The 24,805-nt window shown below is 69.4% G+C and carries 24 protein-coding genes and 1 tRNA gene; 13 read left to right on the top strand and 12 right to left on the bottom strand.

What is annotated here, in order from left to right; all coding sequences use genetic code 11:
• Positions 1–65: 65 nt before the first annotated feature.
• Complete coding sequence (locus ACFVW6_RS24100) at positions 66–725, bottom strand: TetR family transcriptional regulator (protein WP_355271700.1); 660 nt, start codon at positions 723–725, stop codon at positions 66–68.
• Between the two features lie 190 nt (positions 726–915).
• Between ACFVW6_RS24100 and ACFVW6_RS24095 the strand changes: the two genes are divergently transcribed.
• On the top strand, positions 916–2,547 hold the full coding sequence (locus tag ACFVW6_RS24095; protein WP_378829976.1) for an acyl-CoA synthetase: 1,632 nt from the start codon (positions 916–918) through the stop codon (positions 2,545–2,547).
• Here ACFVW6_RS24095 and purE read toward each other — a convergent pair.
• Positions 2,544–3,050: a 5-(carboxyamino)imidazole ribonucleotide mutase gene (gene purE, locus ACFVW6_RS24090; protein ID WP_378829974.1), complete on the bottom strand. Its 507-nt coding sequence runs from the start codon at positions 3,048–3,050 to the stop codon at positions 2,544–2,546. The genes ACFVW6_RS24095 and purE overlap by 4 nt on opposite strands.
• A gap of 149 nt (positions 3,051–3,199) precedes the next feature.
• Complete coding sequence (locus ACFVW6_RS24085) at positions 3,200–4,375, bottom strand: 5-(carboxyamino)imidazole ribonucleotide synthase (RefSeq protein ID WP_378830082.1); 1,176 nt, start codon at positions 4,373–4,375, stop codon at positions 3,200–3,202.
• Positions 4,376–4,462: 87 nt separating this feature from the next.
• Between ACFVW6_RS24085 and ACFVW6_RS24080 the strand changes: the two genes are divergently transcribed.
• On the top strand, positions 4,463–5,011 hold the full coding sequence (locus tag ACFVW6_RS24080) for a GtrA family protein (RefSeq protein WP_378829972.1): 549 nt from the start codon (positions 4,463–4,465) through the stop codon (positions 5,009–5,011).
• A 1-nt stretch (position 5,012) separates the two neighbouring features.
• On the opposite strand, the gene ACFVW6_RS24075 is transcribed toward ACFVW6_RS24080, so the two are convergent.
• From ACFVW6_RS24075 to ACFVW6_RS24065, 3 genes are read right to left on the bottom strand one after another with little or no spacing between them, the layout of a single operon-like run.
• On the bottom strand, positions 5,013–6,320 hold the full coding sequence (locus ACFVW6_RS24075; RefSeq protein ID WP_378829969.1) for a sensor histidine kinase: 1,308 nt from the start codon (positions 6,318–6,320) through the stop codon (positions 5,013–5,015).
• Between the two features lie 8 nt (positions 6,321–6,328).
• Positions 6,329–7,030 carry a response regulator transcription factor gene (locus ACFVW6_RS24070; RefSeq protein WP_019045310.1) on the bottom strand — a complete coding sequence of 234 codons (702 nt, stop codon included), beginning with the start codon at positions 7,028–7,030 and terminating at the stop codon, positions 6,329–6,331.
• 40 nt (positions 7,031–7,070) lie between these two features.
• Complete coding sequence (locus tag ACFVW6_RS24065) at positions 7,071–7,601, bottom strand: PH domain-containing protein (RefSeq protein WP_355271689.1); 531 nt, start codon at positions 7,599–7,601, stop codon at positions 7,071–7,073.
• Between the two features lie 128 nt (positions 7,602–7,729).
• Between ACFVW6_RS24065 and ACFVW6_RS24060 the strand changes: the two genes are divergently transcribed.
• Entirely contained in the window at positions 7,730–8,695 is a 966-nt protein-coding gene (locus ACFVW6_RS24060; protein WP_378829966.1) for an acyl-ACP desaturase, read from the top strand.
• 39 nt (positions 8,696–8,734) lie between these two features.
• Here ACFVW6_RS24060 and ACFVW6_RS24055 read toward each other — a convergent pair whose 3' ends face one another.
• Entirely contained in the window at positions 8,735–9,532 is a 798-nt protein-coding gene (locus ACFVW6_RS24055) for a biotin--[acetyl-CoA-carboxylase] ligase (protein ID WP_355271685.1), read from the bottom strand.
• Positions 9,533–9,656: 124 nt separating this feature from the next.
• Here ACFVW6_RS24055 and ACFVW6_RS24050 point away from each other — a divergent pair, with 124 nt between their 5' ends.
• From ACFVW6_RS24050 to ACFVW6_RS24040, 3 genes are all read left to right on the top strand, one after another.
• Entirely contained in the window at positions 9,657–11,297 is a 1,641-nt protein-coding gene (locus tag ACFVW6_RS24050; protein WP_355271683.1) for an acyl-CoA carboxylase subunit beta, read from the top strand.
• 167 nt (positions 11,298–11,464) lie between these two features.
• Positions 11,465–11,794 (top strand): acyl-CoA carboxylase epsilon subunit, encoded by a 330-nt coding sequence (locus ACFVW6_RS24045; protein ID WP_355271681.1) that lies wholly within the window; start codon positions 11,465–11,467, stop codon positions 11,792–11,794.
• Between the two features lie 7 nt (positions 11,795–11,801).
• Entirely contained in the window at positions 11,802–12,437 is a 636-nt protein-coding gene (locus tag ACFVW6_RS24040) for a nucleoside triphosphate pyrophosphatase (protein ID WP_365011019.1), read from the top strand.
• Here ACFVW6_RS24040 and ACFVW6_RS24035 read toward each other — a convergent pair.
• Positions 12,363–13,142, bottom strand: a complete 780-nt coding sequence (locus ACFVW6_RS24035) for a helix-turn-helix transcriptional regulator (RefSeq protein ID WP_378829961.1) — start codon at positions 13,140–13,142, stop codon at positions 12,363–12,365. The two genes, ACFVW6_RS24040 and ACFVW6_RS24035, sit on opposite strands and share 75 nt — an antisense overlap.
• A gap of 153 nt (positions 13,143–13,295) precedes the next feature.
• On the opposite strand from ACFVW6_RS24035, the gene ACFVW6_RS24030 reads away from it, so the two are divergent.
• From ACFVW6_RS24030 to ACFVW6_RS24010, 5 genes are all read left to right on the top strand, one after another.
• A complete protein-coding gene (locus tag ACFVW6_RS24030) occupies positions 13,296–14,186 on the top strand; it encodes a sulfurtransferase (protein ID WP_378829959.1) in 891 nt (296 codons plus the stop codon).
• A gap of 188 nt (positions 14,187–14,374) precedes the next feature.
• A complete protein-coding gene (locus ACFVW6_RS24025) occupies positions 14,375–16,180 on the top strand; it encodes an acetyl/propionyl/methylcrotonyl-CoA carboxylase subunit alpha (RefSeq protein WP_378829956.1) in 1,806 nt (601 codons plus the stop codon).
• 205 nt (positions 16,181–16,385) lie between these two features.
• Positions 16,386–17,351 (top strand): patatin family protein, encoded by a 966-nt coding sequence (locus ACFVW6_RS24020; protein ID WP_378829954.1) that lies wholly within the window; start codon positions 16,386–16,388, stop codon positions 17,349–17,351.
• Positions 17,352–17,452: 101 nt separating this feature from the next.
• Entirely contained in the window at positions 17,453–18,823 is a 1,371-nt protein-coding gene (locus tag ACFVW6_RS24015; protein ID WP_378829952.1) for a DoxX family protein, read from the top strand.
• 21 nt (positions 18,824–18,844) lie between these two features.
• Positions 18,845–19,189, top strand: a complete 345-nt coding sequence (locus ACFVW6_RS24010) for a hypothetical protein (protein ID WP_378829949.1) — start codon at positions 18,845–18,847, stop codon at positions 19,187–19,189.
• A gap of 6 nt (positions 19,190–19,195) precedes the next feature.
• On the opposite strand, the gene ACFVW6_RS24005 is transcribed toward ACFVW6_RS24010, so the two are convergent.
• The 3 genes from ACFVW6_RS24005 to ACFVW6_RS23995 form a co-directional block, all read right to left on the bottom strand.
• Positions 19,196–20,398: a hypothetical protein gene (locus ACFVW6_RS24005; RefSeq protein WP_378829947.1), complete on the bottom strand. Its 1,203-nt coding sequence runs from the start codon at positions 20,396–20,398 to the stop codon at positions 19,196–19,198.
• A gap of 161 nt (positions 20,399–20,559) precedes the next feature.
• A complete protein-coding gene (gene lat, locus ACFVW6_RS24000) occupies positions 20,560–21,900 on the bottom strand; it encodes an L-lysine 6-transaminase (protein WP_378829945.1) in 1,341 nt (446 codons plus the stop codon).
• A gap of 65 nt (positions 21,901–21,965) precedes the next feature.
• Positions 21,966–22,418 carry an Lrp/AsnC family transcriptional regulator gene (locus ACFVW6_RS23995; protein ID WP_071926582.1) on the bottom strand — a complete coding sequence of 151 codons (453 nt, stop codon included), beginning with the start codon at positions 22,416–22,418 and terminating at the stop codon, positions 21,966–21,968.
• A 114-nt stretch (positions 22,419–22,532) separates the two neighbouring features.
• Between ACFVW6_RS23995 and ACFVW6_RS23990 the strand changes: the two genes are divergently transcribed.
• Complete coding sequence (locus ACFVW6_RS23990) at positions 22,533–24,056, top strand: aldehyde dehydrogenase family protein (RefSeq protein ID WP_378829942.1); 1,524 nt, start codon at positions 22,533–22,535, stop codon at positions 24,054–24,056.
• 52 nt (positions 24,057–24,108) lie between these two features.
• A tRNA-Met gene (locus ACFVW6_RS23985) sits at positions 24,109–24,182 on the top strand.
• Between the two features lie 45 nt (positions 24,183–24,227).
• On the opposite strand, the gene ACFVW6_RS23980 is transcribed toward ACFVW6_RS23985, so the two are convergent.
• A complete protein-coding gene (locus tag ACFVW6_RS23980) occupies positions 24,228–24,776 on the bottom strand; it encodes a histidine phosphatase family protein (protein WP_365011007.1) in 549 nt (182 codons plus the stop codon).
• Positions 24,777–24,805: the final 29 nt, after the last annotated feature.

Raw genomic sequence — 24,805 nt, 5'->3', positions numbered from 1 at the left:
CCCCCACATGGGGATATGCCGGTGGCACTCAGTGTCACCTCAAGCTGTGGCCGCCGAAGCGGCGCTCACAGGTTACCGAGCTGGGCGGTGATCAGGTCCGCCACCTTGCGCGGCGGCATGTCCCGCGGGAAGACCGCGACGACCAGCTCCTCGCGCGGCGACTGCTCCCGCCTGCCGCGCGGGATCATGGCCAGTTCGGTGCGCAGGTCGGCGACCGCGGCCGCGGACTCGCCGCGCACCATCCGGCGCAGCAGATAGTTGTGCGTCGCGGTCACCGCGGCGGTGAACTGCACCCGGACCAGGTCCGGCACATCGGGCAGCTGCTCGCGCAGGTAATCGGTGAACAGGCGCTCGTACCGGAACACCGTCACGATCTCGCGCTCGCGCAGCGCGGGCACCCGCCGCACCACCTGATACCGGCGCGCGGCGATATCGCGCCACTGGGTGAACCGCTCGAATACCCCGATCACGGCCTCGCACACCGCCTCCCACGGGTCGCCCTCGGCCCGCCGCAACGACTCCTCGGCCAGGGCCAGCTGGAACTCGTGATCGGCGAAGATCACGTCCTCCTTGGACCGGAACTGCCGGAAGAAGGTCCGGCGGGAGATGCCCGCCGCCACCGCGATCTCGTCCACCGTCGTCGCCTCGTACCCCCGCTCGGCGAACAACCGCAACGCCTGATCCACCACCGTGAGCCGGAACTGCGCCGCGTCGTCGTGTGCCACCCGACCACCGTAGTCACCGGCTACGACGGCCGATGACGCCGGTTGTTCCGGCGGAGCGAACCCGCTCCGACCGGCTGCACCGATCCCTTCGCAACGAAGTAGAACGCGTTCCGGCGCAACAAATGTCGCCGAATCCAGCTCCCAGTGCTGTCTATTGCCGACAACTGATACTCGTTCTACCTTGTGCTGCATGGCTTTCAATCTCGCCGACCTCTTCGAACACGCCGTCGACGCCGTGCCCGACCGCACCGCGATCATCTGCGGCGAACGCCGGGTCACCTATCGGGAGCTCGACGATCGAGCCAACCGCTTGGCGCATCACCTGGCGGCCCGTGGCGTCGGCAGGGACGACCACGTCGGCGTGTACGCACGGAACTCGATCGAGGCGGTGGAGGCCATGTACGCGGCCTTCAAACTGCGCGCGGTGCCGGTGAACGTGAACTATCGCTACGTGGCCGACGAGGTCCGGTACCTCGCCGACAACGCCGACCTGGTCGCGCTGATCCACGAGCGCGAATACGCCGACATCGTCGCCGAGGTCGCGCCCCGGCTCGCGAAGCTCGCGCACGCGATCGTCGTCGAGGACGGATCGGACGCGGACTACGCCCGCTACGGCGGTGTCGAATACGAGGCCGCGCTGGCGGCCCACTCGCCCGCCCGCGATTTCGGCGAACGCGGCGCCGAGGACCGCTACGTCCTCTACACGGGCGGCACCACCGGATATCCGAAGGGCGTGATGTGGCGCCACGAGGACGTCTGGCGGGCACAGGGCGGCGGCATCCAGCACCTCACCGGCGAGTACATCACCGACGAATACCAATTCGCGAACCAGGCCGCGGCCACCGACTACGTGATGACCTGGCTGCCGGTCGCGCCGCTGATCCACGGTGCGGCGCAGTGGACGGCGTTCATCGCCTTGAACTCCGGCGGCACCCTGGTGCTCGCGCCGCGGTTCGACCCCGACGACATCTGGCGCGCCATCGAGCGGCACCGGGTGCACATGCTCCAGATCGCGGGCGACGCGATGGCCCGTCCGCTGCTGGAGGCCTACCTGGCGGGCGACTACGACGTGTCGTCGCTGCTCACCATGAACAGCAGCGCGGCGCTGTTCTCCCAGTCGCTCAAGGCCCGCTACGTCGAGGCGTTCCCCACCCTGATCATCACCGACACCGTTGGCGCCTCGGAGAGCGGGCTGACCGGGATCGGCCAGCTGAGCGCGGACACCGATCATTCGGCGGGGCCGCGCGTGCGCTTCAGCAAGCAGGCCGTGCTGATCGACGACGACGGCGCCCCGGTCGCCCCGGTGCCCGGAGCCGTCGGCCGGATGGCCCGCAGCGGTCCGGTGCCGCTGGGCTACTACAAGGATCCGGGAAAGAGCGCGACGATCTTCGTCGAGATCGACGGGGTGCGCCATGTCGTGCCCGGCGACTACGCGCGCTACGAGGCCGACGGCATGGTCACCCTGCTGGGCCGCGGTTCGGAATGCGTCAACACCGGCGGGGAGAAGGTGTTCCCCGAGGAGGTCGAGGGCGCGCTGAAGTCGGCCCCCGAGATCGTCGACGCGCTGGTCATCGGCGTGCCGGATGAGCGGTTCGGCGCGGCGGTGGCCGCCCTCGTGCAGCCGCGCGCCGGCGCGACGGTCGATGTGGCGGCCCTGGGCGCCCACGTTCGCACCAAGATCGCGGGATACAAAGTGCCACGCACCTTCTGGATCGTGGACGAGATCCGGCGCCAGCCCAGCGGCAAGGCGGATTACCCCTGGGCGAAGCGCTACGCGGCGGCCAACCCGGAGACCGCGCTGACCGCGGCGCGCCAGGGCTAGCCCAGCAGCTTGGTGCGCAGCGCCTCGTCCTTGTCGAGGACCATCTGCTCGAGTCCCGCCTGGAACCGCTCCATCCGGGCGCGCAGGGCGGGATCATGGGCGGCCAGGATGCGCACGGCCAGCAGACCGGCGTTGCGGGCACCGCCGATGGAGACGGTGGCGACCGGGACGCCCGCGGGCATCTGCACGATCGACAGCAGCGAGTCCATGCCGTCGAGGTACTTCAGCGGCACCGGAACGCCGATCACCGGCAGCGCGGTGGCCGAGGCGACCATGCCGGGCAGATGGGCGGCGCCGCCCGCGCCCGCGATGATCACCTGCAGGCCACGGCCCGCGGCGTCGCGCGCGTAGTCGAGCATGCGCTGCGGGGTGCGGTGCGCGGACACCACGCCGACCTCGAAACGGATGCCGAACTCGGCCAGCGCCTCGGCGGCGGCCTCCATCGTCGGCCAGTCGGAATCGCTGCCCATGATCAAGCCGACCTGGGGACCGATGTTGCTCACGTGCGCTCCTGTGTTTTCGGCGGCTGGCGCCGCGGGTTTTCGGCCTCGTGACCTCGCCGCCGAGGGGCGATACTGCGCCTTCGGCGTTACGTCTCGCCCCTCGGCGGCGAGGCGGCCGAAAACGTGGTGGTCACGTTTGGGGTGGGTGTTCAGGCGCCGTGGGGGTCCCAGCCGTCGGTCCAGACGGCGTGTGACATCCAGTGGGCGGCGCGTTCGGCCTTCTCGCGGACCTCGGTGACATCCTCGCCGAGGATGTTGATGTGGCCGATCTTGCGGTCGGGACGTTCGCCCTTGCCGTAGAGGTGGACCTTCGCCTCCGGCAGGCGGGCGAACAGGTGGTGCAGGCGCTCGTCCATCGGCATCTCGGGCGCCTCGGGGGCGCCGAGGATGTTGGCCATCACCGTCACCGGGGCGAGCGGGGTGGTGTCGCCGAGCGGGTAGTCCAGGACCGCGCGCAGGTGCTGCTCGAACTGGCCGGTGCGGGCGCCGTCCATACCCCAGTGGCCGGAGTTGTGCGGACGCATCGCGAGCTCGTTGACGAGCAGCGCGCCGTCGTGGGTCTCGAACAGCTCGACGGCCATCACGCCGACGACGCCGAGGCCGGCGGCCAGCTCCAGCGCCATCGTCTCGGCCTGGGCGCCCAGGTCCTCGGGCAGGTCGGGGGCGGGCGCGATCACGACGGCGCACTGACCGTTGCGCTGCACGGTCTCCACCACCGGCCAGGTCGCCGCCTGACCGAACGGTGACCGCGCGACCATGGCCGACAGCTCCCGCTTCAGGTCGACCTTCGCCTCGGCGAGCAACTGCACGCCGTGCGCGAGCTGGTCGGTGACCAGCCGCTCGGCCTCGGCCGCGTCGGCGGGCATCCACACGCCACGGCCGTCGTAGCCGCCCCGCACGGCCTTGAGGACGAACGGCCAGCCGTGCTCGTCACCGAAGGCGATCGCGTCGGCGGGCGCGGTGACCTCGGTGAACGCGGGCACCGGTAGTCCGAGCTCGGACAGCTTGGTCCGCATGGCCAGCTTGTCCTGGGCGAAGATCAGCGCCTGCGGCGGCGGGGCCACGTTGACGCCCTCGGCGACCAGGATCTCGAGGTGTGCCGTCGGCACGTGCTCGTGATCGAAGGTCAGCGCGTGCGACCCGACCGCGGCCTTGCGCAGGGCGGACAGATCGTCGTGGCTGCCGAGGACGACGTCGGGGGTCACCTGCGCGGCGGGGTCCTCGGGGCGCTCGGCGAGCACCCGGAGACGCTGGCCGAGGGCGACGGCGGCCTGATGCGTCATGCGCGCGAGCTGGCCACCACCGACCATCGTGACGGTGGGCATGGCAGACGGATCGAACGAACGTGCACTCACGTCGTGCAATGTTGTCATGTCGAAAGCGAATCTTTGCTACCGGTACACTCGGAACTCGTGTCAATCGTCGACGACGTGGTCAGCGTCCTTCCCCCGCGCCTGCGCGAGCTAGCGTTCCGGCATCAAGAGCTGATCAAGTTCGCCATCGTCGGTGCCACCACGTTCGTGATCGACAGCGGCCTGTTCTACCTCCTGAAATGGACGGTTCTGGCCGAGAAACCGGTCACCGCCAAGATCATCTCCGGGGTCGTGGCAGTGATCGCGTCCTACATTTTCAACCGGGAATGGTCGTTCAAGAATCGCGGCGGCCGAGAGAAGCATCACGAGGCGTTGCTGTTCTTCGGTGTCAGCGGCATCGGCGTCATCCTGAGCAACATTCCCCTGTGGATCTCGAGCTACGTCCTCGATCTGCGCCAGCCCGATGTGAGTTTCCTGGTCGAGAACATCGCCGACTTCGTCAGCGCGTTCATCATCGGCAACCTGCTGCAGATGGCGTTCCGGTTCTGGGCGATGCGCCGCTGGGTCTTCCCGGACGAGATGAACGAGATCGTCGCCGAGCTCGAGGACCTCATCGAAGAGGAACAGGAACCGCTCGGCCGCAGCTGAGTCAGCGCGGCTCGGTGAGGGTCGCGTTCGGCGACCGGTTGACCTTCGAGCCGAGGAACACCGCGAACAGGGCCGGGCGGCGGCGCTGGAGTTCCAGCCGGCCACCGTCGGCCTCCACCAGTGCCCGCGCCAGCGCCAGGCCGACACCGGTCGAGCCACCGGCCGAGAAGCCGCGGTCGAAGATGTGCGGCGCGAGCTCGTCGCGCACGCCCTCGCCCTCGTCGGCCACCTCCACGCAGACCAGCGGATCGCGCGAACTCATGGTCGGCACCGTGCGCACCGACACCGTGCAGGTGCCGCCGCCGTGCATCAGGGCGTTGTCGACCAGCACCGCGACGGCCTCGCGCAGCCGGGAGCCGGTGATCGGGGCACGCAGGGACTCGTCGCCGATCAGGCGCAGTTCGCGGCCCTCCTCGGTGAACGGGTGCGCCCATTCGGCCATGACCCCGCGCAGCTCGGCCATCACCGGGACCGGATCGCGGTCGGCGGCGTCCTCGTCGCGGGAGGCCCGGACCAGGTCGTCGATGGCCTCGGTGAGCCGGTCGACCTGCGCCATCGCCTCCTCGGCCTCGTGCACCACCTCGGGGTCGGCGTGGGTGGACAGCTCGTCCAAGCGCAGGCGCACCGCGGTCAGGCGGCTACGCAGCTGATGGGAGACGTCGGCGACCAGCGCGTGCTCGCGTTGCAGCCTGCCCGCGATCTCCACGGTCGCCGAATCGAGCACGTCGGAGACGCGGTCCAGCTCGGCGATGCCGTGCCTGCGCGGGTCGGGGCGGAAGTCGCCCATGGCCAGCCGGGCGGCACGGGCGGCCACGTCGCGCAGCGGGTCGGCGACCCGGCGCGCGGTCACCACCGCGACCGAGAACGCGGCGCCGAGCGAGGCGAGCACGGCCAGCGCGACCGCGGCCACCGCCTGCTCCTGCCGGGAGTGCATGGGCCCGGCGGGGACCTCGAGCCGCAGCGACCCGGAGGTGCCCATCGACAGCGATTCGACGAGCGGATCGTCGACGTGGTCGACACCGATATCGGTGCGCGCGGCATTGTCGAGCGGCGTCGGGTAGACGATCGTCAGTTTGCCGCCCTCGGGCACCAGCGCCCGCATGGCGCGCACGTCCAGGCCGTCGTGCACGGTGCCGTCGCCGCGCTCCTGGGCGATCACCTCGGCGGCCACCCGGTCCAGGCGGCTCTGCAGGTCGTTGCGGGTGATGTCCTCGACCCAGAGCCAGGCCGTGTAGATCAGCGGAACGCCGAGCACCACCGTGGTGATGGTCAGCACGGTCAGGATCGAGCGCAGGATGCGGCGGCGCACGGCCCTGATCAGCCTCGGCCCGCGCTCGACGGCCCGTCGGTGTTGAGCCGGAACCCGACACCGCGCACCGTGACGATGCGACGCTCGGCCATCGGGCCCTCGTCGCCGATCTTGCGGCGCAACCAGGACATGTGCATGTCCAGGGTCTTGGAACCGCGCAGGTCGGCGTCACCCCAGACCTCGCGCAGGATGGTCTCGCGCGGCACTACCTGCCCGGCCCGGTCGATGAGCACCTTGAGCAGCTCGTACTCCTTGTTGGCCAGGTTCACCTCGGCGCCGTTGACCAGGACCCGGCGCGCGGCCGGTTCGAGCCGGATCCCGCCGACTTCCACCGCGTCGTCCCCGATGCCGCTGCGGCGCAGCAGGGCGCGCACCCGGGCCAGCAGCTCGGCCAGCCGGAACGGCTTGCCGACGTAGTCGTCGGCGCCCGCGTCCAGCCCGACGACGAAGTCGACCTCGTCGGTCCGCGCGGTGAGCATGAGCACCGCCAGATCGGCGCCGCTGGCCCTGACCTGCCTGCACACCTCCAGCCCGTCCATGCCGGGCAGACCGAGGTCGAGGATCAGCAGATCGTGATCGCCCTCGAGGGCGCGGCGCAGCACCGCGGGACCGAACCGTTCGACGGTGACGGTGTAGCCCTCGCGGCCGAGGGCCCGGGACAGCGGCGCGGCGATCGCCTCATCGTCTTCGGCGAGCAGTACGGCGGTCATGTGCTCAGATTACGGACACCGGTCCCGGTGGGCCGGGAGCTCACCGATAACCGCCCCAGGTCTGGTCACGGCGGCTGCTGCCCGCCTCGAAGACCTCGTGGTAGAGCAGCGCGTGCACCTGCTGCACCTGGGGGATGTCGTCGTATTCGAGCGGTTCCTCCGACGACGAGCCGATGATCAGCGTGCCGGTACCGAGCATCCGGTCGAACACCCCGTGCTGGAACTGCACGCTGGAGATGCGGCTGAGCGGGATATCGATGCCGGTGTGGGTGAGCACGCCCTGGCGGACGAGCACCCGGCGGTCGGTGATGATGAAATGGGTGGACTTCCAGGCGATCACCTTGCCGACGCAGCGCCACAGGATCAGCCCGAGCCAGATCAGCCCGATGAGCAGCAGCAACACGGTGCGCACGTGCCCCTCGGTATTGCGCCAGGCGAGGCCGCCGAGAAAGCCGGCGACAGCGGTTCCGGCGATGAGTGTGACGACCGGCCACACCAGCATCTTCCAGTGCGGATGGCGGTGCAGGATCAGCTGTTCGTCGGGCGCGAGAACGTCCTCCGGGTACCCCATGGCCGAACGATACCCCGTTGGGACGCCGCATTTCCCGATGCCACGGCCGAGGCGATACTGTGGCTTCCACGCTAGATGCCAGGTTTTGCCCATATCTGCTTGCTCGACACCCGACAGTGGAGGCACGCGTGACCAAAGCTCTGACTCAGCTCGAAATCCTGACGGCCCTGGAACCGGTGGCCGAACAGAATCTCAACCGGCACCTCTCGATCGCCAAGGACTGGAATCCGCACGATTACGTCCCGTGGGAGGAAGGCCGCAATTTCGCCGCGATGGGCGGAATCGCTTGGGAGCCGGAACAATCCAGGCTCTCCGACGTCGCCAAGGCGGCGATGATCACCAATCTGCTCACCGAGGACAATCTGCCGTCCTACCACCGGGAGATCGCCGAGAACTTCTCCCAGGACGGCGCCTGGGGCACCTGGGTCGGTCGCTGGACCGCCGAGGAGAACCGGCACGGCATCGTGATCCGCGACTATCTGGTCGTCACCCGCGGCGTCGACCCGGTCGCCCTGGAAGAGGCCAGGATGATCCACATGACCCAGGGCGCGCACGCGCCGGACAACTGGGGCGGGTTCCTGGTCAACGTCGCGTACGTGACCTTCCAGGAGCTGGCCACCCGGGTCAGCCACCGCAACACCGGCCGCGTCTGCGACGACCCGGTCGCCGACCGGATGCTGGCCCGCGTCGCCACCGACGAGAACCTGCACATGATCTTCTACCGCAACCTCTGCGGCGCGGCCCTGGACCTGGTCCCCGATCAGGCGATGCCCGCGATCACCAAGGTGCTCACCAACTTCCAGATGCCCGGCGCCGGCATGCCGAACTGGCGGCGCAACGGCGTGCTGATGGCCAAGCACGGCATCTACGACCTGCGCCAGCACCTCGACGAGGTCGTCCAGCCGGTGCTCAAGCAGTGGAACATCTTCGACCGCACCGATTTCGGCGCGGCGGGCGAGGCGGCGCGCGACGATCTGGCGCAGTTCATCGACAAGCTGGAGAAGGACGTGCTGCGGTTCGAGGAGCAGCGCGACCGGCTGCTGGCGCGTGAGCGCGAGGTGGCCGAGCGCAACGCGAGCGTCGCCGCGCGCTGATCGGGGCCGAGCGGTCCCGGCCCGCCGGGACCGCTCACCTCAGTACTGGCCGCGCAGGTGGCTCACGTCGCCGGCGGAGACCGCCTCGGCGCCGATAAGCAGCCGGCCGGTGTCGTCGATGCCGGTCGCGACCCCGGTGACGGTCTTGCCGCCGGGCAGCTCGGCCCGTACTTCGACGCCGAGGGTGGCGCAGCGCTCCCGATAGGCCGCCGCGAGCTCGTCGCTCGCCCACCCGGCCCGCTCCCAGGCGGTGAAGCGGCGGGCGAACTCGGTGAGGATCGCCGCGACCAGCGCGGTCCGGTCGAGGTTCGCGGCGCCGGCCAGCCGCAGCGATGTCGCGTGCGGGACAGGCAGTTCCGCCTCGTCGAGGTCGACATTGAGACCGATCCCGACCACCACGGCGGGCGCGACGCCGGTCGCGGCCACCTCGGCCAGGATGCCGGAGAGCTTGCGGCCGTCGAGCAGAACGTCGTTGGGCCACTTCAGTTCCGGCGCGACCCCGGCCGTGCCGCGCACCGCGTCGACGACCGCGATCCCGGTCAGCAGGGGCAGCCAGCCCAGCGCGCCGGGGTCGATGCCGGGCAGGCGGACCAGGATCGACAGCGAGATCTGCGCGCGCGGCGGGCTCACCCAGGTGCGGGCGTGCCTGCCGCGGCCGCGCACCTGTTCCTCGGCCAGCAGCGCCTGCCGGTCGACGGCCGGATCCGCGGCACGGGCCACCAGGTCGGCATTGGTCGATCCGGTCGATTCGACCACGTCGATCCGGTCGTAGAACGCCGGTGCCGGGGTGGCGAGAGAGCTGCGCAGACGTGGCGCGTCGATCGGTGCCCTGTTCATTCCGGGAACGCTACTCGGCCGCGTAGGGGCAACATTGTGACCGTACCTAGCTGGGGTTTCTGTACTGGCCGGTAGGCGAGACTGCCGTAGTGCGACGTGGTGTCACTCGTTACACTCGCAACCCATGACGAGTGTCCAGCAGCAGCCCGCATCGGATTCGGCGGGCACCCCCGATATCCACACGACCGCCGGGAAGCTGGCTGACCTGCGGAATCGGCTGGAAGAAGCGCAACACCCGATGGGTGAGGCCGCGGTCGACAAGGTGCACGCCAAGGGCAAGATGACCGCCCGCGAGCGCATCCTGGCCCTGGTCGACGAGGGCTCCTTCGTCGAGCTCGACGCCCTCGCCAAGCACCGCAGCGTGAACTTCGGCCTGGAGAACAACCGCCCGCTCGGCGACGGCGTGGTGACCGGGTACGGCACCATCGACGGCCGCGACGTGTGTCTGTTCTCGCAGGACGTCACCGTGTTCGGTGGCTCGCTGGGCGAGGTGTACGGCGAGAAGATCGTCAAGGTCATGGACCTGGCCATCAAGACCGGCCGCCCGCTGGTCGGGATCAACGAGGGCGCGGGCGCGCGCATCCAGGAGGGCGTCGTCTCCCTCGGCCTCTACGGCGAGATCTTCCACCGCAACGTGCAGGCCTCCGGCGTGATCCCGCAGATCTCGCTGATCATGGGCCCCGCCGCCGGTGGTCACGTGTACTCCCCCGCGCTCACCGACTTCGTGGTGATGGTCGACCAGACCTCGCAGATGTTCGTCACCGGTCCCGACGTGATCAAGACCGTCACCGGTGAAGAGGTCACCATGGAGGACCTGGGTGGCGCGCACACCCACATGACCAAGTCCGGCGTCGCCCACTACGTGGCCTCCGGCGAGCAGGACGCCCTCGACTACGTCAAGGACCTGCTCAGCTACCTGCCGAGCAACAACCGCGCCGAGGCGCCCCGGCACGCGCCGAGCGACCCGATCAACGGCGCGATCGAGGACTCGCTCACCGACGAGGACCTCGAGCTCGACACGATCATCCCGGACTCGCCGAACCAGCCGTACGACATGCACGAGGTCATCACCCGGCTGCTCGACGACGACGAGTTCCTCGAGGTCCAGGCCGAGCGCGCGATGAACATCATCTGCGGCTTCGGTCGCGTCGACGGCCGCAGCGTCGGCATCGTCGCCAACCAGCCGACCCAGTTCGCCGGCTGCCTCGACATCGACGCCTCGGAGAAGGCCGCGCGCTTCGTGCGCACCTGCGACGCCTTCAACATCCCGATCATCACCCTGGTCGACGTTCCCGGCTTCCTGCCCGGCACCGGCCAGGAGTACAACGGCATCATCCGGCGCGGCGCGAAGCTGCTCTATGCCTACGGCGAGGCCACTGTGGGCAAGATCACGATCATCACCCGCAAGGCCTACGGCGGCGCCTACGACGTCATGGGTTCCAAGCACATGGGCGCCGATGTGAACCTGGCGTGGCCGACCGCGCAGATCGCCGTCATGGGTGCCTCCGGCGCCGTCGGCTTCGTCTACCGCAAGCAGCTGTCCGAGGCCGCCAAGAACGGCGCCGACGTGGACGCTCTGCGCCTCGAGCTGCAGAACGAGTACGAGGACACCCTCGTGAACCCGTACGTGGCGGCCGAGCGCGGCTACGTCGACGCGGTCATCCCGCCCTCGCACACCCGTGGCCAGATCGTGTCGGCGCTGCGACTGCTCGAGCGCAAGATGGTGACCCTGCCGCCGAAGAAACACGGCAACATTCCGCTCTGAAAGCGCGATATCCCCGGTAGGCCGCGCACACTTGTTGCTATGACGCAACTATTGATCGTCGCGTCCCTACCGGGAATGATCGCGTCTACCGCGCTGTAGGACATCGGAGTACCACAGCTTCGCCACCGGGGAAGATCTCCCGGACGAGGCAGGAAGGATCTGGCACTGTGACAACTGTGGCAGAAGAAGACGTGTTGACCGCCGCCGAGCTCGAGCTCGCCGTCGAACCACTCGTCGACGAGGTCGAACTGTCCGCAAGCGCGGTTGCCGTCGAGCCCGCGGAGAGCCTCGGTGAGCCGATGTTCCGCATCGTGAAGGGCTCGCCGACCGATGAGGACATCGCGGCGCTGGTCGCCGTGCTGAGCGCGGCGGCCGCGAACGCCCCCGCCGGCGGCGCGACCGGCCCGACCGACAACTGGGGCAGGGCGACGCTGATGCACCGGGGCACGTCCCCGTTCTCGCCGTACGCGTACCCGCTGCTGTCGCACCTGCGCTGATGCACCGGTGACCCGGCTGGTTCTGGCCTCCGCGTCCCCGGCCCGCCTCGGGATCCTGCGTACGGCGGGTATCGATCCCGTCGTGCGTGTCTCGGGCGTCGACGAGGACGCGGTCTCGGCCGCGCTGCCCCCTGACACCTCCTCGCACGACGTCGTCGTCGCCCTGGCTCGCGCCAAGGCGGTCGACGTCGCCGCGTCGATTCCCGAATTCGCCGCCGACTGTGTCGTCGTCGGCTGCGATTCCATGCTGCTCGTCGACGGGCAGCTGCAGGGCAAACCGCACACGCCCGAGGTGGCGCGTGCCCGCTGGGCCGGCATGGCCGGTCGCAGCGCCGATCTGATCACCGGGCACTGCGTGCTGCGGCTGCGGGACGGCGCCGTCGTCGCCGAGTCGGCGGAGTGCAGCAGCACCACGGTGCATTTCGCCAAGCCTGCGCCCGACGAGCTCGACGCCTACATCGCCACGGGCGAGCCGCTGCAGGTCGCGGGGGCGTTCACCCTCGACGGGCTGGGCGGCTGGTTCGTCGACCGGATCGAGGGCGATCCGTCCAGCGTGATCGGGATCGGCCTACCGCTGTTGCGCAGGCTGCTCGAAGACGTCGGCGTCGGTGTCACGCAGCTGTGGCGGGACGCGCGGGCCTGACGGCGCGATCACCGGCTGCTCCCCGGTCGCGACCGGTCCGGCGGCCCGCTCCGGCGCGGAGTTCTCCGCGCCGAGGGTGAGTTCCAGGCGGGCCGTGCACAGTTCCGGCTCGACGAACGGGTGCAGTTGCACGTCGACCCGTCCGCGCGCGCCGTTGCGCTCGAGCACCTCCCGCATGAGCCCCATGTGCACCCCGCACACCACTTCGGCGTGCGAGCGGGCCAGTTCCCGCAGCGGGCAGGCGGTGAGGTTGATCTGCACGTGCTCGGCCGTCTCGCCGACCGGCTCCTTCTCCGGCGCGAAGCCGAGTTCCGACATCAGCGACATGGTGATGTCCCTGGCGTCGGCCAGCGTCTCCACCGGGTGCGTGCCGATGTCCATCCGGGCGCCCCAGGCGCGACCGGCGGCTACCGCGGCGGCCGAGCGGGTGACGGGATCGGGGCCGAGATGGTCGGCGAGGACCTGCGCGAGCTCCTGATAGCCCACCGAGCGCTGCACGGCGCGGTACCCGATGCGGGGACGGCCACGGCCGCGGGGCGGCTGCTGGAACTGCCGGACGAGGGATTCGCGGGTGAGGACATCGAGATGGAATCGGACGGTGGTGACATGCTGTCCGGTGATTCTGGCCAGTTCCTGGGCGTCGAGGGGCTCGGTGGCGCCACGTAGGATCGCGAGCAGTCGCCGTCGCGGCCAAGAATCGGACATAGCTCACCCCTCCTCTCCAGAGACTTTATCGGACAGCTCTGCGCTTTATTCGACCATTGTGTCGATTCGTGATGTGCCAACACAGACATACCATCGGCTACGACCCCAGCACACTGTCGCACCCGCCCATACTCTCGCGTGAAGGACCACACCGTGCCCGTCGCCCCGGATCCGCACCCCGCCTTCGGTTCCTACGCAGTCCCGCACCGATTGGTAACCACAGAATGGCTGTCCGCAAACATCGGTGTACCCGGTTTGAAGATCATCGAGTCGAACGATGACATCCTCCTCTATGACATCGGCCATGTGCCCGGCGCGGTCAAAATCGATTGGCGTGGCGACCTGAGCGACCCGGTCACCCGCGATTACGTCGACGGCGCCCGGTTCACCGAGCTGATGCGCGCCAAGGGCATCCGGCGCGACGACACCATCGTGATCTACGGCGACCGCGACAACGCGCAGGCCGCGCACACCGCCTGGATCTTCACCCTCTTCGGCCACGAGGACGTCCGCCTGCTCGACGGCGGCCGCGACGCCTGGATCTCCGAGGAACGCGACACCACGTTCGACCTGCCCTATCCGGCGCCCAGCGACTATCCCGACGTCGAGCGCGACGACACCGCCGCCCGCGCGTTCCGCGAGGAGGTGCTCGCCCGCCTCGGCAGCCCGCTGGTCGACGTGCGCTCGGCCCAGGAGTACTCGGGCGAGGGCGAGGACAAGCCACTCGACCAGGAGTACGCGACGCTGCGCGGCGGACACGTGCCGACCGCGGTGAACATTCCGTGGGCGCACGCCTGCGCCACCGACGGCCGGTTCCGGTCCAGGACCGAGCTGGACGAGATCTACGGCGCGCTGCCCGCCGAGGATCTGGTCGTCTACAGCCGGGTCGGCGAGCGGTCCAGCCACACCTGGTTCGTCCTGACCTTCCTGCTCGGCCGCAGGTCGGTGCGCAATTACGACGGCTCCTGGATCGAATGGGGCAATTCGGTGCGGCTGCCGATCAGCCGGGGCCTCGAACCGGGCAGCGCGAACCGGATCAATTGAAACGTGTTCACATCACAGCGCGCCGAGTACTGTGACCTGCGACCTACTCGACAGTAGGGCTAGCCGAGTTCGGGTCCAATTGGCAGACTGCCTACACTCGCCCGAGACGAAAGTTGTCGATACCGGGCACGGGGCCTACACGGCGACCCGTCCCCCGAAGCGACCAAAGATTGCACACAGGAGGCTCAGTGCCCAGCCATGCCAGCGCACGGATCACGAAGGTACTCGTAGCTAACCGCGGCGAGATCGCGGTCCGCGTGATCCGGGCTGCCAAGGACGCGGGGATCACCAGCGTCGCGGTGTACGCCGAGCCCGATGCCGACGCTCCCTTCGTGAAGCTCGCCGACGAGGCGTTCGCCCTCGGCGGTCAGACCTCGGCCGAGTCGTACCTCGTGTTCGACAAGATCCTCGACGCCGCCGCCAAGTCCGGCGCCGACGCGATCCACCCGGGATACGGCTTCCTCTCCGAGAACGCCGACTTCGCCCAGGCCGTCCTCGACGCCGGGCTCATCTGGATCGGCCCCTCGCCGCAGTCCATCCGCGACCTGGGCGACAAGGTCACCGCGCGCCACATCGCCGAGCGCGCCAACGCGCCGATGGCCGCGGGCACCAAGGACCCGGTCAAGAACGCCGACGAGGTCGTCGCGTTCGCCAAGGAGTTCGGCGTCCCGGTGGCCATCAAGGCCGCCTTCGGTGGCGGTGGCCGCGGCATGAAGGTCGCCTACACCATCGAGGAGATCCCCGAGCTGTTCGAGTCGGCGACCCGTGAGGCCATCGCCGCCTTCGGCCGCGGCGAGTGCTTCGTCGAGCAGTACCTGGACAAGGCCCGCCACGTCGAGGCCCAGGTCATCGCCGACCAGCACGGCAACGTGGTCGTCGCCGGTACCCGCGACTGCTCGCTGCAGCGTCGCTTCCAGAAGCTCGTCGAGGAGGCGCCGGCGCCGTTCCTGTCCGACGACGTCCGCGCCAAGATCCACGACTCGGCCAAGCGCATCTGCCGCGAGGCGGGCTACTACGGCGCAGGCACCGTGGAGTACCTGGTGCAGGGCGAGACCGTGTCCTTCCTCGAGGTGAACACGCGCCTGCAGGTCGAGCACCCGGTCACCGAGGAGACCGCGGGCATCGACCTGGTGCGTCAGCAGTTCGCGATCGCCAACGGCGAAGAGCTCTCGATCAAGGAAGACCCCACCCCGCGTGGCCACTCCTTCGAGTTCCGGATCAACGGTGAGGACGCCGGTCGCGGCTTCCTGCCCGCCCCCGGCCCGGTCAGCGTCTACCGCGAGCCCACCGGCCCCGGTGTGCGCGTGGACTCCGGCGTCGTCGAGGGCAGCGTCATCGGCGGTCAGTTCGACTCGATGCTGGCCAAGCTGATCGTCACCGGCGAGAACCGCGACCAGGCGCTGCAGCGCGCCCGTCGCGCGCTGGCCGAGTTCGAGGTCGACGGCCTGGCGACGGTCATCCCGTTCCACCGCGCGATCGTCGAGGACCCGGCCTTCGTCGGTGACGGCGAGAAGTTCGAGGTCTACACCAAGTGGATCGAGACCGAGTGGAAGAACACCGTCGAGCCGTTCACGGCCGGCGCTCCCGCCGACGACGAGGACGAGGATCTGCCCCGGCAGAAGGTCGTCGTCGAGGTCGGTGGCCGTCGCGTCGAGGTGTCGCTGCCCGGTCAGTTCACCCTCGGTGGTGGCGCCGCCGGTTCGGCCGGTAACGGTGCCGGTGTCATCCGCAAGAAGCCGAAGGCGCGCAAGCGTGGCGGCGCCGGTGCCGGCGCGGCCTCCGGTGACGCGGTCACCGCGCCCATGCAGGGCACCGTCGTCAAGGTCGCGGTCGAAGAGGGCCAGACCGTCGAGGCGGGCGATCTGATCGTGGTGCTCGAGGCCATGAAGATGGAGAACCCGGTCAACGCGCACAAGGCGGGCGTGGTCACCGGCCTGGCCGTCGAGGCGGGCGCCGCGATCACCCAGGGCACCGTCCTGGCGGAGATCAAGTAGCTCCCCCGCCTCCCCGCGACTCTTGCCGGTCGTAAGGAGGCAGCTCCCAATGCTCCGGGCCGCCTGATCAGCGGTGGTCCGGGGCTGGGTGTCCCCGACGAGTTACCCATGTGCCATCGAAATCAGTTGGTGCGTGAGTGAACGGCACCTGAAGACCCGTTGCCTTGGGCAGCGGGTCTTCTTCATTCAGGCATATCGTGAACTGATGACCAGCAGTGCGCGTATCGATCAGGACCCATCGGCACCGGGTCCGGCCACGGTCGCCGAGGTGATCCAGTCCCGCAGGCGCGCCGGGACCAGGGAGGACGGCCATCGCCTCGCGCTGGTGATCGAGGGCGGCGGCAGCCGCGGGGTCTACTCCAGCGGCATGGTGCAGGCGCTCGAGGAGCTCGGCCTGTCCGCGGTGTTCGACGCCGTGTACGGCACCTCGGCGGGCGCGATCAACGGCGCGTGGCTGCTGTGCGGGCGCGCGGCGACGGGCATGCGGTCCTGGACCGATTCGACGATCATGCGGCGCGTGGTCGACCCGGTGCGGATCTTCCGCGGCCGCCCGGTGTTCGACCTGCGCTACCTGGTGCACCAGGTCTACGACGGCATCGAGCCGATGGACTTCCCGGCCATCCTGGCCAACCCCACCACGTTCCACCCGATCGCCACCGACGTCCATACCGGGCAGTCGGTGGACCTCGGACCCCACATCGTCGACAAAACCACCCTGATGACCGCGCTACGGGCCTCCGCGGGCCTGCCCCTGCTGGCAGGTCCCCCCGTCGACCTCGGCGGCCGCAGCTACTTCGACGGCGGCCTGTCCGAGACCGTCCCGATCCGCAGCGCCGTCGCCGCGGGCACCACGCACGCGCTGGTGCTGCGCACCCGCCGCACCGACGAGGTCCGCCCGCCCGCGCCGCTGCTGCACCGCATCGTCGGCGGCGGCTACATGCGCGCCATCGCCCCCGGCGCCTTCCGCGCGTGGTCGCAGCGCCCTGGCCAGCAGGCCGTCGAGGACGACTTCCTCGCCGGCCTCGGCGACCGGGTCCTCCAGGTGCACCCGCCCGCCGACTCCCCCGCCATCGACAGCGCGGCCCGCGACACCGACCTGCTCACCCGCGCCCTCGACATCGGCCGCACGGCCGTCCACTCCCTGCTCGGCGCCCAACCCCGCCTGGCCTGACCCCGCCCCCGAGTTGTCGGGGCACCAACATTTCCGGATTCCCCAGTTCCCCACGCTCCCCTAGCGTTTCACCGGCACGACGGCCGACGGAGGAGTGATGGGTGCGTACAGAGGTGTTGACTCGACCGGAGTCCGAGGTCACCGGTCCCGGCCCCGCGCCGGAAACGACGCGATGGCACCCGGCCACCCGCATCCTGTTCCGGTTCGGATTCGTGTCCGTCGGCCTCGGGATGGCGGGGACGTGGCTGCTGCACGCGCTGCTGCGCACGCTGGGCCTGTCACTGGAGACCGTGACCGCGGTCGACAAGTGGACGACGCTGTACCCGCTCACCGAGTGGCTCGGCACGACCCTGTTCGGCATCCGGGTCGACTACACCGTCACCGGTAGCGGCGACACCGCCGCCAAATGGCTGGCCGCGTTCACCGTGATCCTGGTCGCGGTGCCGGTCACCGCCGTCTGGTCGGTGCTCGACCGCCGCCGCACGCACTACGTGCGCCTGGCCGTCCTGTTCCGGCTCCTGCTGCGCTTCGCCCTGGTCAGCGCGCTGCTGCTGTACGGGATGATCAAGATCCTGCCGACCCAGATGTCGTTCAATCTGGAGCGGCTGGTCGAACCGTACGGGCACATGAGCCCGATGGCGGTGCTGTGGGCGCAGTCCGCGCTGTCCGAACCCTACGAAATCGCGCTCGGCGCAGCCGAGGTCACCGCCGGTCTGCTGCTGATCGTGCCGCTGACCGCGGGGCTCGGGTCCGTGCTCGCGGTGCTCGTCGCCCTGCAGGTGGTGCTGGTGAACCTCACCTTCGATGTGCCGGTGAAGCTGTTCGCCCTGCAGATCCTGCTGTACGCGCTGGTGCTGGCCGCCCCCGACATCGTCCGGATCGTGCGGGCGCTGCTCGGACACGAAGTCCCCCCGCGGACTTTGCCGCGCACCACACCGCGCGGCGACCGGATCCTGGTGGGAGCCCAGGTGCTGCTGGGGTTGTGGCTGCTGGTCGCCACGACCGTCGAGGCCTACGACGGCTGGCACACCTACGGCAGTGCCCGCCCGAAGTCCCCGCTCTACGGCATCTGGGACGTCACCGAGTACTCGATCGCGGGCGAGCAGGTCCCGGCGCTCGTCGACTTCCGCGCCCCCACCGAGGGCAAGCCACCCAGCGCCACCGAACGCTTCCGCCGCATCATCTTCGATATCCCGCAGGGCATGACCGCGCAGCGGCTCGACGATTCGATCGTCTCCTTCCCCGCCCGGATCGACACCGATCAGCACACCATCACGCTGTCGCGCGACACCGCGCACCAGTGGAAGCTCGCGACGTTCGATTACACGCACACAGAGCCCGGTCGGCTGATCCTGGAGGGCACGCTCGGCGGTCGTCCGGTCCGGATGCGGCTGGACCAGGTCGACCTGGAGCGGTTCCCGGCCGTCGCCCGCGGATTCCACTGGGTGCAGGCCACGCCCTACTACCGGTAGCCGTCGCAGTACGCTGCCGGAGTGGAACCGATCGAGATCAACGCGGGCGCCTGGTACCTGCGCGCCCTGCGGGCCGACGAGCGCATCGACGACCGCCCCGCCCTGGCCGACGGTGGCATCACCGATCCCGGCTACGTGGCCACCCGTTCCGCGCAGTGGGCCGACGAAACCCACTTCTCCTGGGCCGTCTGCGTCCCGACGACCGCCGAGCTGGTCGCCGAGATCGGCGTGACGCCCGGCCCCGACAGCACGGCCACCGTCACCGGCTGGGCCCGCCCCGGCGAGGACGAGGCGCTGGCGGCGGGCCTGGCCTCGGTCCACCGGTTCGTCGCGGGCGCGCTGGGTCTGACCGCCGTCCCCGCCTGACGCGCGCTACCGCATGACCCCCGTGTGCCCGGTGGAATAGCGCCCTGGCTGCGGCCACACCGTCAACCCGTGCGGCCCGTGGTCGACGGGGATGCGCGCCAACAACTTCCAGTTCGCGATGTCGACCGCGTACACCTCGTTGTTGTGCCGCCCCGACACCCAGAACACCCGCCCGTCGGCGGAGATGTTGCCCATGTCGGGGCTGCCGCCGCCGGGGATGAACCACTTGTGCACCAGCCCGTTGGTGGCGAAATCCCACACCGAGATGCTGCCCTCGTGCCGGTTGGTGATCAGCATCTGCCGGGAGTCGCGGGTGATGTAGAGCCCGTGTGTCCCCTTGCCGGTGGGGATGAAGCCGGTGTTCTGGAAGGTGTGGGCGTCGATCGTGTAGATGCCGTCGGCCATCATGTCGGCCACGAAGAAGACGTGCCCGTCGGGCGAGAGCTTCACGTCCTGCGGCATGCCGCCGCGTCCGCCCGGCAGGTCGATCATCGTGATCAGGGTGCGTTGCGCGACGTCGAAAACCGCCATCCGCCCGATGAATTCGCAGCTGGCCACGGCGAAGCGGCCGTCGGCGGTGAAGTCCATGTGGTCGACGCCCGCGCACTCGGGCACCGGCAGCGCGTGCAGCTTCTGCCAGGTCACCGGGTCGTAGAAGTCCAGCGACTTGTCCGCCTCCGCGACGACGAGGGCGAACTGCCCGTCGGGCGTGTAATACATGTTGTAGGGATCGCGGACCGGGAACGCCGGGCCCGCGGGCGCTCCGGTGCGCGGGTCGATCGGCAACAGGCTGCCGCCGCCGATCGGCAGATCGTTGGTGGCGTAGAGCGTCTGCAGGTCGTACGACGGCACCACGTGCTGCGGCTCGGCGCCACCGGAGGAGAACGTGTCGAGCACCTGGAAGGTGTTCTGGTCGATCACCGTCACGGTGTTGGACTTGCTGTTGGGCACGTAGACCAGCGGCCGATGATCGGCGACCGCCGGGCTCAGTTCCCGGTTGGCGGCGTAGATGTCGACCGGGGACAGCGGCGGCGGCATGCCGGGCAGCAGGTCGGTCATGTGCGGTGGCATCGCGGTCGGCGTGGTGGTCGAGGTCGGCGGCGCGGCGGACGTCTCGACCGTCACGGCCTCGCTGTTCGAACAGCCCGCGGTCACGGCGAGCAGCAAGGCGGCAGCAATTTGTCCGATTCGCTCGGTTCGGCGGTTCACGCGCTGCACCGTTCCACGCCGGGATGAAGCCCGAATGACATGGAAGGGAAGCCTAGAAGCAAGCCCAGCGAAAATCTAGCAATTCGGACAGTGTGCCGCCCACAGCCACGGTGCGTCGTCGGTCGACACGCGGTGAACCGGCTATGGCGGCACCCGTTGCGCTACAGCTGCTCTCGCATCAGCACCGCGTCCAGCGCGTCGACGGCCCGCTCCAGTTCCTCCTCGGTGACCGTCAGCGGCGGCCGGAACCGGATGCCGCTGGTCCCGGTACCGAGCAGCAGCACGTGCTGACGTTCGCGCAGCGCCGTCACCACCCGGTCCCGCAGGTCCGGGGTGGCCAGCGTGATCGCGCACATCAGGCCGCGCCCGCGCGGTTCGCTCACCTTGTCCGGGTGCGCGGCGGCGAGCTGACCGAGCTGGTCGAGCAGGTAGGCGCCCAGCGGCACCGACTTCGCGATCAGCCGATCCCGTTCCAGCACTTCGAGAATGCGCCGGGTGCGCACCATGTCGGTGAGGTTGCCGCCCCAGGTGGAGTTGAGCCGTGAGCTCACCCGGAAGACGTTGTCGGGCACCTCGTCGACGCGACCGCCCGCCATGATGCCGCACACCTGGGTCTTCTTGCCGAAGGCGACGACATCGGGCTCGACCCCCAATTGCTGGTAGGCCCAGGTGGTTCCGGTCATCCCGACCCCGGTCTGCACCTCGTCGAGGACGAACAGCGCGTCGTTGTCGTGGCACAGGCGCTGCATGGCGCCGAGGAACTGCGGCCGCAGGTGCCGGTCGCCACCCTCGCCCTGGATCGGCTCGGCGATGAAGCAGGCGATGTCGTGCGGATGGTCGGCGAAGGCCCGCGCGGCCTGCGCGATGGCGTCGGCCTCCAGCGCGGCGATGTCCGGGCCGGCGAAGGTGTGCGGTGTGTCGATGCGTGGCCAGTCGAACTTCGGGAACCGCGCGGTCTTGACCGGGTCGGTGTTGGTCAGCGACATCGTGTAGCCGCTGCGGCCGTGGAAGGCGCCGGTCAGGTGCAGCACCTTGGTGCCGAGTTCCGGTGACCGGCCGTGCGACTCGTTGTGCCTGCTCTTCCAGTCGAACGCGACCTTGAGCGCGTTCTCCACCGCCAGCGCGCCACCGTCGACGAAGAACAGGTGCGGCAGGCGGGGGTCGCCGACGACGCGGGCGAAGGCCTCGACGAAGCGGGCCATCTCCACGGTGTACATGTCGGAGTTGCTCGGCTTGTTCAGCGCGGCCGTGGCCAGCTCGGCACGGAAGCGTTCGTCCGCCGCGAGCGCGGGGTGGTTCATCCCGAGCGCGTTGGAGGCGAAGAAGCCGAACATGTCGAGGTAGGCGGTGCCGTCTCGTTCGTCGATCAGTGTCCGGCCGTGCGACTTGTGCAGGTCGAGCACAAGGTCGAAGCCGTCCGCGAGGATGTGCGAGGACAGGATTTCGTGGACCCGGTTGGCGGGGGTGACCGCCGCGCCGGGGCGCTCCAGTTCGATGGTCACAAAACCGAGGGTACGCAAATATTTACGGAACCTCTACGGAATCGCGGAACAATTACGAGGAATCGTTACCTGTCGTAGAATGTCTGCAGGATGATGGTGCTGCGCGTCCGCACATTCGCGGTGGCCCTGATCTCCTGCAGCAGCTGTTCCAGGTGCCGCGGGGAGGCCACCCGGACCAGCAGGACGTAGCTCTCCTCGCCCGCCACCGAGTGGCACGCCTCGATGCCGGGGATGTGCTGCAACAATGCGGGCGCGTCATCGGGCTGGGACGGGTCGAGAGGAGTGATCGCGACGAACGCCGACAGCAGGTGCCCGAGCGCTTCGGGATCGACGTGCGCCGCGTACCCGCGGATCACTCCGCGCGCTTCGAGTCTGCGCACCCGTGACTGCACTGCCGAGACCGAGAGGCTGGCCTTCTCCGCCAGGTTCGACAACGTGGCGCGACCATCGCTCATCAGTTCTTTGATCAATAGTCGGTCGATGTCGTCGAGCTGGGGTCTAGCCGGTGTATCCGCCATCAGCGAAGGCTAACGCAGCACGGGGGTTGCGCGCGGAAAACTTCTTTCTGTTCCCCCACCGAATTCCACCGAACTTTTCCGTGAGCCCTACCAAACAGCAGAAGGTGAGCAGCGATGACCGACACCGTGACCGAGCACTTCTCCGAGCAGCTGGCACTGCGGGCCAGGGCGCTGCTGCACGGACTCGGCGCCGACTTACCCGAGTCCGGTGACCTGCGCGCCCGCACCCCCATCTCCGGCGGCGCCCTGCCGCAGCTCACCGCCGACACCACCGACGGCGTCGACGCCGCGATCGAGCGGGCGGCCACCGCGTTCCTGAACTGGCGCACGGTACCCGCGCCCGCGCGGGCGGCGCTGGTGCGCAGGCTGGCCCAGCTGCTGGTCGCCCACCAGGGCGAGCTGGCCGAACTGGTCACCCTGGAGGCGGGCAAGATCGGGCCGGAGGCGCTGGGCGAAGTGCAGGAGATGATCGACGTCTGCGAGTTCGCGATCGGGCTCTCCCGCCAGCTCTACGGCGCCACCATGCCCTCGGAGCGGCCGGGCCACCGGCTGATGGAGACCTGGCACCCGCTCGGCGTCGTCGGGGTGATCTCGGCGTTCAACTTCCCGGTCGCGGTGTGGGCGTGGAACACCGCGATCGCGCTGGTCTGCGGCGACACCGTGGTGTGGAAGCCCTCGGAGACCACCCCGCTCACGGCGCTGGCCTGCCACACCCTGCTGCGCCGCGCCGCCGTCGACGTCGGCGCCGATCCCGAAGTGCACCAATTGATCCAGGGCGACGCGGCGGTCGGCGAGGCCCTGGTCGACGACCCGCGGGTCGCGCTGCTCAGCGCCACCGGCTCGGTGCGGATGGGCGCCACTGTCGCCCCGCGCGTGGCCGCCAGGTTCGGTCGCTGCCTGCTGGAACTGGGCGGCAACAATGCCGCGATCGTCGCGCCGAGCGCGGATCTGGAGCTGGCGGTGCGCGGGATCGTCTTCTCGGCGGCGGGCACGGCGGGTCAGCGGTGCACCACCCTGCGCCGGGTGATCGCGCACCGGTCCGTCGTCGATCAGCTGGTCGATCGACTCACCGCCGCGTACGCCCAGCTGCGCGTCGGCAATCCGCTCGACGACGGCGTGCTGGTCGGCCCGCTGATCAACGAGCGCGCGTTCATCTCGATGCAGAAGGCGCTGTTGCAGGCCGAGGACACCGGTGGCGAGATCGTCTGCGGCGGTGCGCGGGTCGAGCTGGTCGGGCCGGACGCCTACTACGTGCGCCCCGCGATCGTGCGCATGCCCGCGCAGACCGAACTGGTCCGCGAGGAGACCTTCGCGCCGATTCTCTACGTCCTCGTCTACGACAACATCGACGACGCGATCGCCCTCAACAACGGTGTGCCGCAGGGCCTTTCCTCATCGATCTTCACCCTCGACCAGCGCGAGGCCGAGCGCTTCCTGGCCGGGTCGGACTGCGGCATCGCCAATGTCAACATCGGCACCTCGGGTGCGGAGATCGGTGGCGCGTTCGGCGGCGAGAAGCAGACCGGTGGCGGACGCGAATCCGGCTCCGACTCGTGGAAGGCCTACATGCGCAGGGCCACCAACACCATCAACTACTCGGCCGAGCTGCCACTGGCCCAGGGGATACATTTCGGCTGATCAGAAACCGATTTCGTCATCCACGCCGCGCCGTGTACAGTGGTGTTTACGACGCGGGATGGAGCAGCTCGGTAGCTCGCTGGGCTCATAACCCAGAGGTCGCAGGTTCAAATCCTGTTCCCGCTACTAGACGAAAGCCCCGGAGTTTCGACTCCGGGGCTTTCGTCGTTTCTACGAACCGCCCAGGCGCAGGGTCCAGTTGCCGCGGTAGTGCAGCCGGGTGACGCTCGCGGGCGGAACATCCATGCGCCAGAACGACTTCGGCGGCGCGTCGAGCACCACCAGCAGCACCGCCCTGACCACCGCCGGATGGGTCACCGCCACCGTGTCACGGCCCGCCGAAGCGATCTCGGCCAGCCAGAACCGCGCCCGCTCCACCAGATCGGTCACCGATTCGCCACCGTGTCCCCGGAATTCGGGGTCGGTGAGCCACGCGAACAGCTGATCCTGTGCCAGCCCGCTCATCTCGGTCCCGCGCCACGACCCCGCGTCGAGATCCCGTAATCGCGCGTCCAGCTCGCCGACCACGCCCAGCGCCTCGGCGGTCTCCCTGGCCCGGCGTTCCGGCCCGGTCCGCACCTGCGCGCCGTCGGGCACCGAATACGCGCGCAGCGCGTCTCGCCCCGACTCGTCCAGTGGTTCGTCGACAGGGAATCGCGCCTTACGTACCGCCTCGGTCAGGCTGTGGCCGACGAGGTCGACTCTGAGCACCGTTTGCACGAGAGCCCAGAGTAGCGTTCGTCACATTC

The sequence above is a fragment of the Nocardia sp. NPDC058244 genome, assembly GCF_042882065.1.
Taxonomy (GTDB): domain Bacteria; phylum Actinomycetota; class Actinomycetes; order Mycobacteriales; family Mycobacteriaceae; genus Nocardia.
The sequence above is the reverse complement of the archived record's forward strand: the minus strand, read 5'-3'. Positions and strand labels throughout refer to the sequence as shown.